Annotated in this window: 15 protein-coding genes; 9 read left to right on the top strand and 6 right to left on the bottom strand. The window is 67.7% G+C overall.

All coding sequences use genetic code 11. The features are described from left to right. Positions 1–3 precede the first annotated feature (3 nt). Genes HV701_RS22740 through HV701_RS22725 form a run of 4 tightly spaced genes read right to left on the bottom strand, consistent with a single transcriptional unit; the run spans position 4 to position 3,858 of the window. Positions 4–1,149: an ABC transporter permease gene (locus HV701_RS22740; RefSeq protein ID WP_175135266.1), complete on the bottom strand. Its 1,146-nt coding sequence runs from the start codon at positions 1,147–1,149 to the stop codon at positions 4–6. Then, positions 1,146–2,108, bottom strand: coding sequence for an ABC transporter ATP-binding protein (locus HV701_RS22735; RefSeq protein ID WP_175135265.1), 963 nt, complete (start codon positions 2,106–2,108; stop codon positions 1,146–1,148). Before HV701_RS22735 ends, HV701_RS22740 begins: the two co-directional genes overlap by 4 nt. Further along, entirely contained in the window at positions 2,105–3,073 is a 969-nt protein-coding gene (locus tag HV701_RS22730; RefSeq protein ID WP_175135264.1) for an HlyD family secretion protein, read from the bottom strand. The genes HV701_RS22735 and HV701_RS22730 overlap by 4 nt, the downstream gene beginning before the upstream one ends. 2 nt (positions 3,074–3,075) lie before the next feature. Then, positions 3,076–3,858: a TetR/AcrR family transcriptional regulator gene (locus HV701_RS22725; protein ID WP_175135263.1), complete on the bottom strand. Its 783-nt coding sequence runs from the start codon at positions 3,856–3,858 to the stop codon at positions 3,076–3,078. Positions 3,859–3,979: 121 nt separating this feature from the next. Between HV701_RS22725 and HV701_RS22720 the strand changes: the two genes are divergently transcribed. The 3 genes from HV701_RS22720 (at position 3,980) to HV701_RS22710 (ending at position 6,444) form a co-directional block, all read left to right on the top strand. Further along, positions 3,980–5,017 (top strand): NADP-dependent oxidoreductase, encoded by a 1,038-nt coding sequence (locus tag HV701_RS22720; RefSeq protein ID WP_175135262.1) that lies wholly within the window; start codon positions 3,980–3,982, stop codon positions 5,015–5,017. Positions 5,018–5,026: 9 nt separating this feature from the next. After that, entirely contained in the window at positions 5,027–5,707 is a 681-nt protein-coding gene (locus HV701_RS22715) for a type 1 glutamine amidotransferase domain-containing protein (protein WP_175135261.1), read from the top strand. A gap of 122 nt (positions 5,708–5,829) precedes the next feature. Beyond that, complete coding sequence (locus HV701_RS22710) at positions 5,830–6,444, top strand: HD-GYP domain-containing protein (RefSeq protein ID WP_175135260.1); 615 nt, start codon at positions 5,830–5,832, stop codon at positions 6,442–6,444. Between the two features lie 17 nt (positions 6,445–6,461). Here the strand turns inward: HV701_RS22710 and HV701_RS22705 are convergent, their stop codons facing one another. Further along, positions 6,462–8,060 (bottom strand): glycerol-3-phosphate dehydrogenase/oxidase, encoded by a 1,599-nt coding sequence (locus HV701_RS22705; RefSeq protein WP_175135259.1) that lies wholly within the window; start codon positions 8,058–8,060, stop codon positions 6,462–6,464. Between the two features lie 95 nt (positions 8,061–8,155). Beyond that, positions 8,156–8,947: a DeoR/GlpR family DNA-binding transcription regulator gene (locus HV701_RS22700; RefSeq protein WP_076409667.1), complete on the bottom strand. Its 792-nt coding sequence runs from the start codon at positions 8,945–8,947 to the stop codon at positions 8,156–8,158. 229 nt (positions 8,948–9,176) lie between these two features. Here HV701_RS22700 and HV701_RS22695 point away from each other — a divergent pair, with 229 nt between their 5' ends. The 6 genes from HV701_RS22695 (at position 9,177) to HV701_RS22670 (ending at position 15,205) form a co-directional block, all read left to right on the top strand. Next, positions 9,177–10,262, top strand: a complete 1,086-nt coding sequence (locus tag HV701_RS22695) for an ABC transporter ATP-binding protein (RefSeq protein WP_175135258.1) — start codon at positions 9,177–9,179, stop codon at positions 10,260–10,262. After that, on the top strand, positions 10,262–11,350 hold the full coding sequence (locus HV701_RS22690) for an ABC transporter ATP-binding protein (protein ID WP_175135257.1): 1,089 nt from the start codon (positions 10,262–10,264) through the stop codon (positions 11,348–11,350). The genes HV701_RS22695 and HV701_RS22690 overlap by 1 nt, the downstream gene beginning before the upstream one ends. Further along, positions 11,347–12,237, top strand: a complete 891-nt coding sequence (locus tag HV701_RS22685) for a carbohydrate ABC transporter permease (RefSeq protein WP_175135256.1) — start codon at positions 11,347–11,349, stop codon at positions 12,235–12,237. Before HV701_RS22690 ends, HV701_RS22685 begins: the two co-directional genes overlap by 4 nt. Next, positions 12,230–13,042 carry a carbohydrate ABC transporter permease gene (locus HV701_RS22680; protein WP_175135255.1) on the top strand — a complete coding sequence of 271 codons (813 nt, stop codon included), beginning with the start codon at positions 12,230–12,232 and terminating at the stop codon, positions 13,040–13,042. The genes HV701_RS22685 and HV701_RS22680 overlap by 8 nt, the downstream gene beginning before the upstream one ends. Before the next feature lie 12 nt (positions 13,043–13,054). Continuing rightward, positions 13,055–13,363, top strand: a complete 309-nt coding sequence (locus tag HV701_RS22675) for a DUF2160 domain-containing protein (protein ID WP_175135254.1) — start codon at positions 13,055–13,057, stop codon at positions 13,361–13,363. A gap of 111 nt (positions 13,364–13,474) precedes the next feature. Beyond that, positions 13,475–15,205: an ABC transporter substrate-binding protein gene (locus HV701_RS22670; RefSeq protein ID WP_175135253.1), complete on the top strand. Its 1,731-nt coding sequence runs from the start codon at positions 13,475–13,477 to the stop codon at positions 15,203–15,205. The last annotated feature ends 95 nt before the right edge of the window (positions 15,206–15,300 follow it).

Below are 15,300 nucleotides of genomic sequence, written 5' to 3'. Positions count from 1 at the left end.
CCTTCAATCCAGGGTACGGCGGTAGAACTTCACGGCGGCGGCCATCACAACCACGGTGAACAGCAGCATGGGCCAGATGGTGGGCCACAGGTCCCACCAGCCGTTGCCCTTGAGCAGGATGCCGCGGATCAGACGGTTGAAATGGGTCAGCGGCAACAGGTTGCCCAGGTACTGGGCCCACTTGGGCATGCCCAGGAACGGGAACATGAAGCCGGACAGCAGCATGTTGGGCAGGAAATAGAACATCGTCAGCTGCATCGCCTGCAACTGGTTCTGCGCCAGCGATGACAGCGTGATGCCGACGGTCAGGTTGGCGGCCACGAAGATCAGCGCGCCCAGGTACACCGTCACCAGGCTGCCCAGGAACGGCACATGGAATACGAAATACGCCGCCAGCAGGATGATGGTGGACTGGATCAGGCCGATGGCGATGTAGGGCACGATCTTGCCGGTCATCACCTCCAGCGGCCGCACCGGCATGGCCAGCAGGTTCTCCATGGTGCCGCGTTCGCGTTCGCGCGTCATCGCCAGGCCGGTCATCATCACCAGCGTCATGGTCAGGATCACGCCCATCAGCCCCGGCACGGTGTTGTATTGCGAGATCTGTTCTTCGTTGTAGAGCTGGTGCACGCGCACATCGAAGGGCGGCTGGCCGCCGGCCAGGTGCGCCAGCGGACCGGTCAGATCCTTGCGTGCCACCGCCTGCGCCAACTGCGTGGCCGAGCCGATCGCCAGGCCGGTCGCCATCGGGTCGGTGGCGTCGGCCTCGATCAGCAGGGCCGGGCGTTCGCCGCGCAGCAGCCGGCGCGAGAAATCCGGCGGTATCGTCAGCACGAACAGCACCCGGCCCTGCGCCAGCGCGGCGCGGCCCGCCTCTTCGTCGGGCAGGGTCTCGACGATGTCGAAGTAGTCGGACGCGGTCATCGCCGCCAGGAAACTGCGCGTGAACGGGCTGTGGTCGGCCACGATCACGGCGGTCGGCAACTGCTTGGGGTTGGTGTTGATGGCGTAGCCGAACAATGCCAGCTGCATGATCGGAATGCCGACGATCATGCCGAAGGTGATGCGGTCGCGGCGCAGTTGCAGGAACTCCTTGAGCACCATGCTCCACCAGCGCGACCACGAGAAACCCTCCAGGTAGCGCCTCATGCCGGACTCGCGTAGTTGTCGTCGGAGCGATTCATCAGGTAGATGAAGACGTCTTCCAGGCTGGTGTCGATGCGTTCCAGGCGCAGGTCCTGGCCGGCCACCACCTGGCGCAGCGTGTGTTCGAGCACGGCGGCGTCGCGGCCGCTGATGTGCAGCGCGGTGCCGAAGGCCACGGTCTGGTCCACCCCTGGCGCGCCGCGCAGCCGCTGCGCCAGCGGTACCAGGTTATGGCCGTGAATGGCCCAGGTGCTCAGGCGTTGCTGCGCGATGACTTCGTCGGCGGTGCCCTGGACCAGCAGCTTGCCATAAGAGATGTAGGCCAGCTTGTGGCAGCGTTCGGCCTCGTCCATGTAGTGGGTGCTGACCAGCACCGAGATGCCGCGCGCCGCCAGTTCGTGCAGTTGCTCCCAGAAGTCGCGCCGGGCGGTCGGGTCGACGCCGGCGGTGGGTTCGTCCAGCAACAGCAGGCGCGGCTGGTGCAGCAGGCAGGCGGCCAGCGCCAGGCGTTGCTTCCAGCCGCCCGACAGGGCGCCGGTGAGCTGCTTGGCGCGGGTCTGCAGCCCCAGGTCCTCGAGCGCGCGGTCGACGGTCTCGCGGCGGTCCGGCATGCCGTACATGCGGGCCACGAAGTCCAGGTTCTCGCGGATGGTCAGGTCGTCCCAGTACGAGAATTTCTGCGTCATGTAGCCGACGTGGCGCTTGATCTGGGCGCTGTCCTTGAGGATGTCGTAGCCCAGGCAGGTGCCGCTGCCCGAGTCGGGCGTGAGCAGCCCGCACATCAGGCGGATGCTGGTGGTCTTGCCGCTGCCGTTGGGGCCGAGAAAGCCGAAGATCTCGCCTTCGCGCACCTGCAGCGAGACGTCGTTGACCACGTGCTTGTCGCCGAAATGCTTGTTCAGGCCGTGTACGTCGATGACGTAACCGGCCTCGGCGTTGGGGCGGGAGACGGCGCCATTCATTGCAGCGCCGCCTCGACCGGCTGGCCGGGATGCAGCCGCGTGGCCGCATCCGGCGCCGGCCGCGCCTCGACCATATAGACCAGCTTGCCACGGGTCTCGCGGCTGTAGATCACCGGCGGCGTGTACTCGGCCTGCGGCGAGATGTAGTCGATGCGCACCGGCACCGGCTCGCCACAGCCGTCGCAGCGCACCGTGGCCTGCTGTCCGGGCTTGAGCGCGCCGGCCACGGTTTCCGGCACGAAGAAGCGCACCTTGATGTTGCCGGGCGGCAGCAGGCTGACCACCGGACTGCCGGCCGGCACCCATTCGCCTACGCGGTACAGCGTGTCGAACACCAGGGCGGCGGTGGGCGCGGCCAGGCGTTTCTGCGCCAGGGTCCAGTCGGCCTGCGCCAGCGCGGCGCGCGCCGCCTCGACCTGGGCGGCCTGGGCGCGGCGCTGTTCCTGGCGGCCGGGCAGGTTGGCCACTTCCACCTGGGCGCGCAACTCGCGTACGCGGGCGGCGTCCGACCGGGCCTGTTCGCGGCTGTCGTCCAGCTGCGCGCGGGCCACGCCGCCGGCGCGGAACTGCGCGGTATCGCGCGCCAGTTGCGCCGCCGAGCGCCGGCTGGCGGCTTCGGCCTGGGCCAATTGGGCGCGGCTGACATCGACCTCGGGCGCGCGCTTGCCGGTGGCGCTGTCCTCCAGCTGGGCGGTGGCCGCGGCCAGTTGCGCCGCGGCCTGCTCGCGCGCGGCGTTCTCGCGCGCCGACTCCAGCGCGAACAGGGGCGCGGCGGCCGCGACCTGCTGGCCGCGCCGCACCGTCAGCGTATCGAGCCGCCCGGCCTCGGGCGAGGCGATGTAGAGATACTCGCCTTCGACGTAGCCCTGGTAGACAGCGTCGTCCTGCCGGCCGCAGGCGGCCAGTAGCAGCAGGCCGAGGGCGGCGGCGGGGCGCGCGAAACGCGTAAGGGAATCGGTGCGCATGGTCAGCGTCCTGTGGCGGGCGGATCGGTTTTCGCGGAGGCGACGCCCGCGCCGGCGCGGCGGCGTGGGCGGGCTGGAGGCGGAGCCGGCGGCACCCCAGCCTGGGGTGAAAACAAGCCGCCGGTCAACATGGCGGTGGCATGGGCGGCGATGGCTTCGTGGTCGATGGCGCCGACCCGCGGGTCGGCCTGCCAGATGCGGCGCCACAGGCTCGAGGTGGCCAGCGGCAGCAGTGTCAGGCCGAGGATCGACAGGAACACCAGCCGCGGCTCTACGCCCGGCGTGATGGCGCCGGCCCGCTGGCTGTCGGCGATCAGGCCGGCGAACACCTGCAGCCGCTGCGTTGGCAGATGGCGCAATACTCGCTCGCGCAACTGGCCGCCCTCGTTGACGACCTCGTGCATCCACAGCGCCGGCAGCCAGGGCCGGTCGGTGGCGCAACGCACCAGTCGCGCCACGATCTCGCCAATGACCGCGCGCGCATGGTCGACCGATCCGTCGAGCCGCCGGGCTGTCTGCGGCACCGGGCTCCAGACGAAGGCAATGACCGGCACCACGCGCTCGTGCACGACGGCATCGAGCAACTGGTCGCGGCTTTTGAAGTAGTAGTGCAGCATCGCCGGCGTCACCCCGGCGCGCGCGGCGATATGGGCGATGCGGGTAGCGGCCACCCCCTGGGTGGCGAACAGGTCAGTGGCGATGTCCAGCAGTTGGTCGCGGACGGCGGCGCTGTCGGGCCGCGCCGGGCGGCCCGGGCGGCGTGCGGGGGAAGTCTTGGCAGGCATGGCGCAGATTCTAATTAAATATTTAATTAATTAAAAGTGGCGCCACCACAAGGGTCTGCCGGCGGCCGCCCAGCCATCAGTGGTGTAATGCCAGAACCGGAATAGAAGGAGTCAGCACGCCATGCCGCAATCGTCCTCCCTCAATCGCCGTATCGTCCTGGCGGCCCGGCCGCGGGGCGAGCCCGCCGACAGCGATTTCCGCCTGGAAACCGGCGCGGTGCCCGAACCCGGCCCCGGCCAGCTTCTGCTGCGCACGGTCTACCTTTCCCTCGACCCCTACATGCGCGGCCGCATGAGCGACGCGCCTTCGTATGCCGAGCCGGTGCAGGTCGGCCAGCCCATGGTGGGCGGCACCGTGGCGCGGGTGGCGGCCTCGCGCCACCCCGACTACCCGGTGGGCGAGTGGGTGCTGGCGCAGTCCGGCTGGCAGGACTATGCCGTTTCCGATGGCAGCGGCCTGCTCAAGCTGGGGCCGGCGCCCGAACACCCTTCGTATTCGCTGGGCGTGCTGGGCATGCCCGGTTTCACCGGCTACATGGGCTTGCTGGACATCGGCCAGCCCCAGGCCGGCGAAACCGTGGTGGTGGCCGCCGCCAGCGGCGCGGTGGGCGCGGTGGTGGGCCAACTGGCCAAGATCCATGGCTGCAGGGCGGTCGGCATCGCCGGCGGCCCCGACAAGTGCCGCTATGTGGTCGAGGAACTGGGCTTTGACGCCTGCATCGACCACCGCGATCCGGCCATGGCCGACCTGCTCGCGAAGGCCGTGCCGCAGGGCATCGACGTGTACTTCGAGAACGTCGGCGGCGCGGTGTTCGACGCGGTGCTGCCGCTGCTCAACGCACGCGCGCGGGTGCCGGTCTGCGGCCTGATCTCGGCCTACAACGCCACCAGCCTGCCGGACGGCCCGGACCGCCTGCCGCTATTGATGCGCACCATCCTGACCAAGCGCATCAAGATGCAGGGCTTCATCATCTTCAACGAATACGCGCCGCGCTTCGGTGAGTTCCGCGCCGCCATGCAGGAGCTGTTGCGCGGCGGCCGCATCAAATACCGCGAAGATGTGGTCGAGGGCCTGGAAAACGCGCCGCGCGGCCTGATGGGCCTGCTCAAGGGCGAGAACGCGGGCAAGCGCATCGTGCGCGTCGGCCCGGATGCATAGGAGCGCAACATGAATATCCTGATCGTGCTGACTTCCCACGACACACTTGGCGACACGGGCCGCAAGACCGGCTTCTGGCTGGAGGAGTTTGCCGCGCCGTACTACGCTTTCCTGGACGCGGGCGCCACGCTGACGCTGGCCTCGCCGCAGGGCGGGCAACCGCCGCTCGATCCCAAGAGCGACGATCCCGACGCGCAGACCGACGCCACGCGCCGTTTCCGCCAGGACGCCGAGGCGCAGCGGCGCCTGGCGCACACGCGCCGGCTGGCCGAGGTGCAGGCCACCGATTACGACGCGGTGTTCTATCCCGGCGGCCATGGCCCGCTGTGGGATCTGGCCGAGGACCCCAAGTCCGTCGCGCTGATCGAGACCATGCTGGCCGCCGGCAAGCCGGTGGCCGCCGTGTGCCACGCGCCGGGCGTGCTGCGCCACGCCAAGACCGCCGACGGCAAGCCGTTGGTGCAGGGCCGCCAGGTCACCGGTTTTTCCAACGCCGAAGAGGCGGCGGTGCAATTGAGCGCGGTGGTGCCGTTCCTGGTCGAAGACGAACTGGTGGCGGCGGGCGGCCTTTACAGCAAGGGCGCCGACTGGCAACCGCACGTGGTCGCCGACGGCCTGCTGATTACGGGCCAGAATCCGGCGTCGTCGGTCGGCGTGGCAGAAGCGTTGCTCGCGCGCCTGAAGGCCTGAGCGCGAGGCTGCGCGGGCCGTTGGACCGGCCGGCGGCGCGTCGAAACGCTACGCGCTTGTGTCAGAATTGACACTTTCTGACACAAGCGCGCGGTTCCGTTGCAACCGCGCGCGCCAAGACCATGCCTCCAGATGTTCCCCCCAGCGCGTCCAGCGCGCCCGCACCCGGCTCCTGCGAAGCGGCGCTGTTCGCCGCCATGCAGGCCCGCGACGCCGCCACCGGCCGCCATTGCCACCGCGTCGTCGCCCTGAGCGTGGCGCTGGCGCGGGCCTGCGGCCTGAACGAAGACGAACAACAGGCCGTGGCGGTGGCCGCCCGGCTGCACGATGTAGGCAAGGTCGGCACGCCGGACCGCGTGCTGTTCTCGCCCAAGCGGCTTGAAAAAGACGACTGGGAAATCATGAAGTCGCACGCCACCGTGGGCGCCGACATCATTCTGCAAAGCGACATCCCCCAGCGCGAGCGGATCGCGCTGGCGGTGCGCCACCACCATGAGCATTTCGATGGCTCGGGTTACCCCGACGGACTGGCGGCGCATGACATCCCGCTGCCTGCGCGCATCATTTCGCTGGCCGATTCCTATGACGCGCTGGGCGATGCGCGGCCCTACCATCCGGCGCGCACACACGCCGAGATCATGCGCATCCTCAACCTGGAGGCGGGGTCCAAGTGCGATCCCGACCTGCTGCGCGTATTCGAGACGATGATCCAGGCCAGCGCGCTGCGTGTGCCGTAGCGCGCCGCTTCAGCGAATCACTTCAGGCGGTAATGCGCCGCCACCGTGGCCAGTTCCTGCAGGGTGCGCTGCTGCCAGGCGGCGTCGTGGCCCAGTTCCTCGGCCAGGATGCGCGCCACTTCGGGCGCGGCCAGCATGGCCGCCTCGGCATCCAGGAACAGCGCGCGGTTACGGCGCGCCAGCACGTCCTCGGCGCTGCGCGCCAGTTCGAAGCGCGCGGCGAAGCGCACGTGCGCCTCCGACAGGCCGCTGCTCTTGACCAGCATGCGGTCGGCGCCGGGCAGGGCCTTGAGCGTGGGCAGATCGCTGCCGTAGTAGCTGTCCGGCGTGCCGGCATGTTCCTGCGACGGCGCCAGGCCGTTGGCGCCGTGCAGCGCCAGCGACTCGGTGCGGCAACTGGCCTGCGTCAGCAACTGGTGCTGGATGGCGGTGTCGACCACGTCCTGCGCCATGCGCCGATAGGTGGTCCACTTGCCGCCCGTGACCGTCACCAGGCCAGCCTGCGACACCAGGATGGTGTGCTCGCGCGACAACGATTTGGTGGAGGCATCGCCGGTGGCCTTGACCAGCGGCCGCAGGCCGGCCCAGACACTGGTGACGTCGTCGCGCGTGGGCTTGCGGCTGAGGTAGCGCGCGGCCGTGCCGAGGATGAAGTCGACGTCCTGGGCGCCGGCTTCCGGGTCCAGCGGCAGATCGTTGCGGGGCGAGTCGGTGGTGCCGACGATGGTGTGGCCGTTCCATGGCACCACGAACAGCACGCGGCCGTCGTCGGTCTTGGGAATCAGGATGGCGCGCTTGCCGGGCAGGAAGTCGTGCGGCAGCGTCAGGTGCACGCCCTGGCTGGGCGCGACCATGGTCGGCGCGTTCTTGTCTTCCATGCGGCGCACGCTGTCGACCCAGACGCCGGTGGCGTTGACGACGCAGCGCGCCCGCAGCGTGAAACTGGCGCCGCCCAGCGCGTCCTGCGCGGTGACGCCGTCGACCTTGCCGCCGGTCATGGTCAGGCCGGTGGCGCGCACGTAGTTGACCGCCGTGCCGCCCAGGTCGAACAGGGTGCGCATCAGGCTCAGCGCCAGGCGCGCGTCGTCGAACTGGCCGTCGTAGTACAGCACGCCGCCCTTCAGGCCGCGGCCGTTGACGCTTTCGGCCAGCGTGGGCGCGTTGGCCAACGTCTCGCGGCGCGACAGCCAGCGGCTGGGCGACAGGTTGAGCTTGCCGGCCAGCATGTCGTACATCTTCAGGCCGATGCCGTAGAAGGGCTGGTCCAGCAGGTTGTAGGCCGGCACCACGAAGCCCAGCGGCCACACCAGGTGCGGCGCGTTGCGGTTGAGCAGGCCGCGTTCGTGCAGCGCCTCGCGCACCAGGCTGATGTTGCCCTGCGCCAGGTAGCGCACGCCGCCGTGCACCAGTTTGGTCGCCTTGCTGGAGGTGCCCTTGGCGAAGTCGGCGGCTTCGATCAACAAGGTGCGGTAGCCGCGGCTGGCGGCGTCGACGGCGGTGCCCAGGCCGGTCGCGCCGCCGCCGATGACGATCACGTCCCAGGCGGGCGTGTTGTCCAGTTGCGCCAGCAGGCGGTTGCGGTCGGGCGGGGTGACGGTGGCGAGCGGTTGGTTCATATGCATGGGGCGGCGGGGCCGCTAGGGTTCGGTGCGGTGGTTCGTTTCGTTTCGTGCCGGCCGGGCGGGACGCAAGCGCCGTGCCCGCGGCCGGGTCAAGCGGGAGCCTTGGCCGCGTTCGGCGCGGCGGCCACTTCGCAGCGCACGCCGGCGTCCAGCAGCACTTGCGCCAGCGGTTCCTGCGGATGCGCGTCGGTGAAGAAGCGGTCGATCTGCGAGATGTGCGCCAGTTCCACCATGGCCTGGCGCTTGAATTTGCTGCTGTCGGCGGCCAGCCACACTTCACGCGATTGTTCGATGATGGTGCGGGCCACGCGCACTTCGCGGAAGTCGTAGTCGCGCAGCGTGCCGTCGGCCTCGATGCCGGAAATGCCGATCAGGCCGATGTCGACCTTGAACTGGCGGATGAAGTCCATGGTGGCTTCGCCGACGATGCCGCGGTCGCGCGAGCGCACCACGCCGCCGGCGACGATGACCTCGCAATCCGGGTTGTCGGAGAGGATGTCGGCCACATGCAGGTTGTTGGTGATGACGCGCAGGCCGCGGTGGCGCAGCAGGGCGCGGGCGATGGCCTCGGTGGTGGTGCCGATGTTCAGGATCAGCGAGCAGCCGTCGGGCACGGCGCGGGCCACGGCCTCGGCAATGCGTTGCTTGCCGGCCGCGTGCAGCCCCTGGCGCTTGCGGTAGGCGATGTTCTCGATGGTGGAGGCTTCGATGCGCACGCCGCCATGGAAGCGCGACAGCAGCCCGGCTTCGGAAAGAATATTGACGTCGCGCCGCACGGTCTGCAGCGTGACGTCGAAACGCTTGGCCAGCTCTTCGATCGTGGCCGAGCCCTGGGCTCGGACCATTTCGATCAAGGCGCTTTGTCTGGGATTGAGTGTCATGTTGGCAAAGTGAGTGTCACGTTCGCATCATAAAACAACAAAAGCGAAAAATAATGACGCAGTGCAAGATTGTTTTTTGTTCGCTTCTTCGGTAAAACGCACAAAAAACGAAAGCTATCTGAAAGAAGAACCCGAACCGGCGCGTTCCCGCGCGTGGCAAGGGCCGCTGTACCGATGTACCGACGCCCGGTCAAAGAACTGGGGACGTATTAGAGGTAGAGGAGACCAGATGCAGCTGACCCTGGACAGGATAGGTTTGCGAGCCGGCTCGCAGACGCACCTGTATCCGATGAGCCTGGCCCCGGTGCCGGGCGCCATGACCGTGTTGCTGGGGGCGACCCTGGCGGGCAAGACTTCGCTGATGCGCATCATGGCCGGCCTTGACCGGCCCACCGAAGGCCAGGTGCGGGTAGACGGCGCCGATGTGACCGGGGTGCCGGTGCGCCAGCGCAACGTCGCCATGGTGTACCAGCAATTCATCAACTATCCGTCGATGACGGTGTTCGACAATATCGCCTCGCCGCTCAAGCTGCGCGGGGTGCCAGGCATCGCCGACAAGGTGGCGGCCATGGCCGCGCGCCTGCACATCGACCACCTGCTGGGCCGCCATCCGTCGGAACTGTCGGGCGGCCAGCAGCAGCGGGTGGCGCTGGCGCGCGCGCTGGTCAAGGAGGCGCCGCTGATCCTGCTGGACGAGCCGCTGGTCAACCTGGACTACAAGCTGCGCGAGGAACTGCGCGACGAGCTGTCGGCCTTGTTCGCCGAGGGGCGTTCGACCGTGGTCTATGCCACCACCGAGCCGGGCGAGGCGCTGTTGCTGGGCGGCCACACCGCGGTGCTGGATGCCGGCGAACTGCTGCAATACGGCCCGACCGCCAAGGTCTTCCACCACCCCAATTCGATCCGCGTGGCGCGCGCTTTCAGCGATCCGCCCATGAATCTGTTCGCGGCGCAGCGCGGCGCCCGCGGCTTCACGCTGCAGGGCGGCATCGAGGTGGCGCGGCAACTGCCTCCGGACGGCGGCGCCGCGCTCACCGCCGGTCTGCGCGCCGGCGCGCTGGATGTGGCGCCGCGCCCCGGCCACATCGGCCTGGACGGCGTGGTCAAGCTGGCCGAGATTTCCGGGTCCGACACCTTCGTGCACGCGGCAACGGCCGCCGGCGACGTGGTGGCGCAATTGCCGGGCGTGCACCGCTACACGTTGGAGCAGCGCCTGACGCTGTACTTCGATCCGGCCCAGACCTATGCTTTCGCCGCCGACGGCGCCTTGCTGGCCGCGCCTGTGCGTTCCACGACCGCCGGGGGGATGGCCTGATGGCACAGATCGAGCTGGACCTGTCCCATTCTTACGTCGCCCATCCCCAGGCCGACGAGGACTACGCGTTGCTGCCGCTCAAATTCACCTTCCAAGACGGCGGCGCCTATGCCTTGCTGGGGCCGTCGGGCTGCGGCAAGACCACCTTGCTCAATTGCGTCTCGGGCCTGCTGCGGCCGTCGCATGGCCGCATCCTGTTCGACGGCCAGGACGTCACCGGCAAGTCGCCGCAGGCCCGCAACATCGCCCAGGTGTTCCAGTTCCCGGTGGTGTACGACACCATGACGGTGGCCGAGAACCTGGCGTTCCCGCTGCGCAACCGCGGCGTACCCGCCCGGCAGATCCGCGACCGGGTCGGCCGCATCGCCGAGATGCTGGAGATGTCGCAGGTGCTGGACCGGCGCGCCAGCGGCCTGACTGCCGACGCCAAGCAGAAGATCTCGCTGGGGCGCGGCCTGGTGCGCAGCGATGTGTCGGCGGTGCTGTTCGATGAGCCGCTGACCGTGATCGACCCGCAGCTCAAGTGGGAATTGCGCCGCAAGCTCAAGGAAATCCACCACGAATTCAAGCTGACGCTGATCTACGTCACCCACGACCAGACCGAGGCGCTGACGTTTGCCGATCAGGTGATGGTGATGGCGCGCGGCCGCGCGGTGCAGGTGGGCGGCGCCGACGACTTGTTCGAGCGGCCGGCGCACACCTTCGTGGGCCACTTCATCGGCTCGCCCGGCATGAACTTCCTGCCGGCGCAATGGCGCGACGGCGGCCTGATGGTGGGGCAGCGGCGCGTCGACGGCGCACCCGCTGCGATGGCCGCCAGGCTGGCCGACGCCGGTCCCGTCAAGCTGGGGGTGCGGCCGGAGTACCTGCGCCTGGCCGATGCCGGGACGCCCGGCGCCGTCCCGGCCGTCGTCCAACGGGTGCAGGACGTGGGCACCTACACCCTGTTGCTGGCCGACTTCGAGGGCACGCCGCTGCGCGCGCGGCTCGGCACCGATGCCGCGGCCATCGCGCCCGGCGCCACGGTGTGGCTGTCGGTGCTCAATCCGCACACCTGCTTTTACCGCGACGAGGAACTGATCCGATGAAACCGATAGATCACCGGGCCTGGTTCCTGGTCCTGCCCGTGGTGCTGTGCGTGGCGTTCTCGGCCATCCTGCCGCTGATGACCATCGTCAATTATTCGGTGCAGGACATCATCGCGCCCGATCGCCGCGTATTCGTCGGCACCGAATGGTTCGCCGCCGTGCTGCAGGACGAGGAACTGCACGGCGCGCTGCTGCGCCAGATCGGCTTCTCGCTGGCGGTGCTGGCCATCGAGATCCCGCTGGGCATCCTGCTGGCGCTGTCGATGCCGGCCAGCGGCTGGCGCGCCTCGGCGGTGCTGGTCGTCATCGCGCTGTCGCTGCTGATCCCGTGGAACGTGGTGGGCACCATCTGGCAGGTGTTCGGCCGCACCGACATCGGCCTGCTGGGCGCGGCGCTGTCGTGGCTGGGGGTGGACTACAACTATACCGGCAACGACCTCGACGCCTGGGTCACGGTGCTGGTGATGGACGTCTGGCACTGGACGCCGCTGGTGGCGCTGCTGTGCTATGCCGGCCTGCGCGCCATTCCCGACGCCTACTACCAGGCCGCGCGCATCGACGGCGCCTCGCGCCTGGCGGTGTTCCGCTACATCCAGCTGCCCAAGATGCGCGGCGTGCTGATGATCGCGGTGCTGCTGCGCTTCATGGACAGCTTCATGATCTACACCGAACCGTTCGTGCTGACCGGCGGCGGTCCCGGCAACGCCACCACCTTCCTGTCGCAGTACCTGACGCAGAAGGCGGTGGGGCAGTTCGACCTGGGACCGGCGGCGGCGTTCTCGATCATTTATTTCCTGATCATCCTGCTGCTCTGCTTCATTCTGTACAACTGGATGCAGCGCGCCGGCACTACCGGCGGTTTCGACGAGGAGCGCGCCAATGCGTGAGCAATCGACCTGGTGGCGCGGCGCCTTTCTGGCGCTGTACCTGGTGTTCGCCATCCTGCCGCTGTACTGGATGCTGAATATGTCGTTCAAGACCAATACCGAGATCGTCAGCACCTTGACGCTGTGGCCGCGCGATTTCACGCTGGAGCACTACCGCACCATCTTCACCGATCCGGCCTGGTATTCGGGCTACATCAACTCGCTGATCTACGTGATCATCAACACGGTCATCTCGCTGGCGGTGGCGCTGCCGGCGGCCTACGCGTTCTCGCGCTACCGCTTCATCGGCGACAAGCACGTGTTCTTCTGGCTGCTGACCAACCGCATGACGCCGCCGGCGGTGTTCCTGCTGCCGTTCTTCCAGTTGTACAGCTCGTTCGGGCTGATGGACACGCACCTGGCGGTGGCGCTGGCCCACCTGGTGTTCAACGTGCCGTTGGCGGTGTGGATCCTGGAAGGCTTCATGTCCGGCGTGCCGCGCGAGATCGACGAGACCGCGTATGTGGACGGCTATTCGTTCCCGCGTTTCTTCCTGACGATCTTCCTGCCGCTGATCAAATCGGGCGTGGGCGTGGCGGCGTTCTTCTGCTTCATGTTCAGTTGGGTCGAGCTGCTGCTGGCGCGCACGCTGACTTCGGTCAACGCCAAGCCCATCGTCGCCACCATGACGCGCACGGTGTCGGCCTCGGGCATGGACTGGGGCGTCTTGGCCGCTGCCGGGGTGCTGACCATCGTGCCCGGCGGCATTGTCATCTGGTTCGTGCGGCACTACATCGCGAAGGGCTTCGCGATGGGCCGGGTCTGAGGGGGGCTGCGCATGTTCAGCTGGATGGTATGGACCACGCCCGTCGCCGTGTTCTTCTCCTGCATCGTGCTGATGCTGGTGGGCATGACGATCTGGGAACTGAAATCGCCCACGGTCGAGCGCAAGGGCTTGCTGCCGCTGCGCACCACCCGGGGCGACCGCCTTTTCATCGGCCTGATGGCCGCGGCCTGGCTCAACCTGGCGTTCCTGGGGTTGGGGCAGAAGGCGATGGAATGGTTTTCGCTGGACGAGCCGCCATCGGTGTGGATCAGCTTCGTGCTGTCCATGCTGTTGCTGGCCTTCATCATGAGAAAAGGCTGAAGGGGCGCAGACCCCGCGCGATATCAGCGGTATGGAAGGACGATCGGCCAGTGTCTTCCCCGGCCAGAAGTCCGCAGCACCCATGGGGAGGACTTATCGAGGAGACAGGTCATGAAATTGCGCATGCACGCCATGGCGGCCGCCATCGCCCTGATCGGTACGTCGGGCGCCTGGGCCGGCGAGCCGGAAGCGAAGAAGTGGGTCGATTCGGAGTTCCAGCCGTCGACGCTGTCCAAGGACCAGCAGATGGCCGAGATGAAGTGGTTCATCGAGACCGCCGCCAAGCTCAAGGCCAAGGGCGTCGATGAAATCAACGTGGTGTCGGAAACCATTACGACCCACGAGTACGAATCCAAGGTGCTGGCCAAGGCCTTCACCGAGATCACCGGCATCAAGGTCAACCACGATCTGATCCAGGAAGGCGACGTGGTCGAGAAGCTGCAGACCTCGATGCAGTCGGGCAAGTCGATCTACGACGGCTGGATCTCCGATTCCGACTTGATCGGCACCCATTACCGTTACGGCGCCATCCTGCCGTTGTCCGACTACATGGCCGGCGCCGGCAAGGAATGGACCAACCCCGGCCTGGACCTGAAGGACTTCATCGGCACCAAGTTCACCACCGCGCCGGACGGCAAGCTCTACCAGCTGCCCGACCAGCAATTCGCCAACGTCTACTGGTTCCGCGCCGACTGGTTCGCGCGCCAGGACCTGAAGGACAAGTTCAAGGCCAAGTATGGCTACGAGCTGGGCGTGCCGACCAACTGGTCGGCCTACGAGGACATCGCCGACTTCTTCACCAACGACGTCAAGGAAATCGATGGCAAGAAGGTCTATGGCCACATGGACTATGGCAAGAAGGACCCGTCGCTGGGCTGGCGCTTCACCGACGCGTGGCTGTCGATGGCCGGCGCCGCCGACAAGGGCCTGCCCAACGGCATGCCGGTGGACGAGTGGGGCATCCGCGTGGCCGACGACAAGTGCACGCCGGTGGGCGCCTCGGTGGCGCGCGGCGGCGCCACCAACAGCCCGGCCGCGGTCTACGCCCTGACCAAGTACATCGACTGGATGAAGAAGTACGCGCCGCAGCAGGCCATGGGCATGACCTTCTCGGAATCCGGCCCGGTGCCGGCGCAGGGCCAGATCGCCCAGCAGATCTTCTGGTACACGGCCTTCACCGCCGACATGACCAAGAAGGGCCTGCCGGTGGTCAACGAGGACGGCACGCCGAAGTGGCGCATGGCGCCGTCGCCCTACGGCCCGTACTGGAAGGACGGCATGCAGAACGGCTACCAGGACGTGGGCTCGTGGACCTTCTTCAAGTCCACCAACCCCGACAAGATGGCGGCCGCCTGGCTCTACGCCCAGTTCGTCACGGCCAAGACGGTGTCGTTGAAGAAGTCGATCACCGGCCTGACCTTCATCCGCGACAGCGACATCCACAGTGACTACTTCAGCAAGAACGCGGCCAACTACGGCGGCCTGATCGAGTTCTACCGCAGCCCGGCGCGCGTGGCCTGGACGCCGACCGGCAACAACGTGCCGGACTACCCCAAGCTGGCGCAGTTGTGGTGGAAGAACGTCGCCACCGCCGTCACTGGCGAAAAGACGCCGCAGGCCGCGATGGACAACCTGGCCAATGAAATGGACCAGGTCATGGCGCGGCTGCAACGCGCCGGCATGGCGCAATGCGCGCCCAAGCTGAACGCCAAGAGCGATCCGAACAAGTGGCTGTCGGATCAGCACGCGCCGTGGAAGAAGCTGGCCAATGAAAAGCCCAAGGGCCAGACGGTGGCTTATGAGAAGCTGCTGGAAGCCTGGAAGGAAGGGAAGGTGAGGTAAGCCGCGCGATCGCGCTAGGGCCTCGAAGCGCCACGGTTGCCGTGGCGCTTTTTTTCTGGGCGCCGCGATGCGGGCGCCTCGCAAGGTTGGACGGG

It is taken from the genome of Achromobacter pulmonis (assembly GCF_902859765.1).
Lineage (GTDB): Bacteria > Pseudomonadota > Gammaproteobacteria > Burkholderiales > Burkholderiaceae_B > Achromobacter > Achromobacter pulmonis.
Note: the sequence above shows the minus strand (reverse complement) of the source record. Positions and strands in the feature narration are given on the sequence as shown.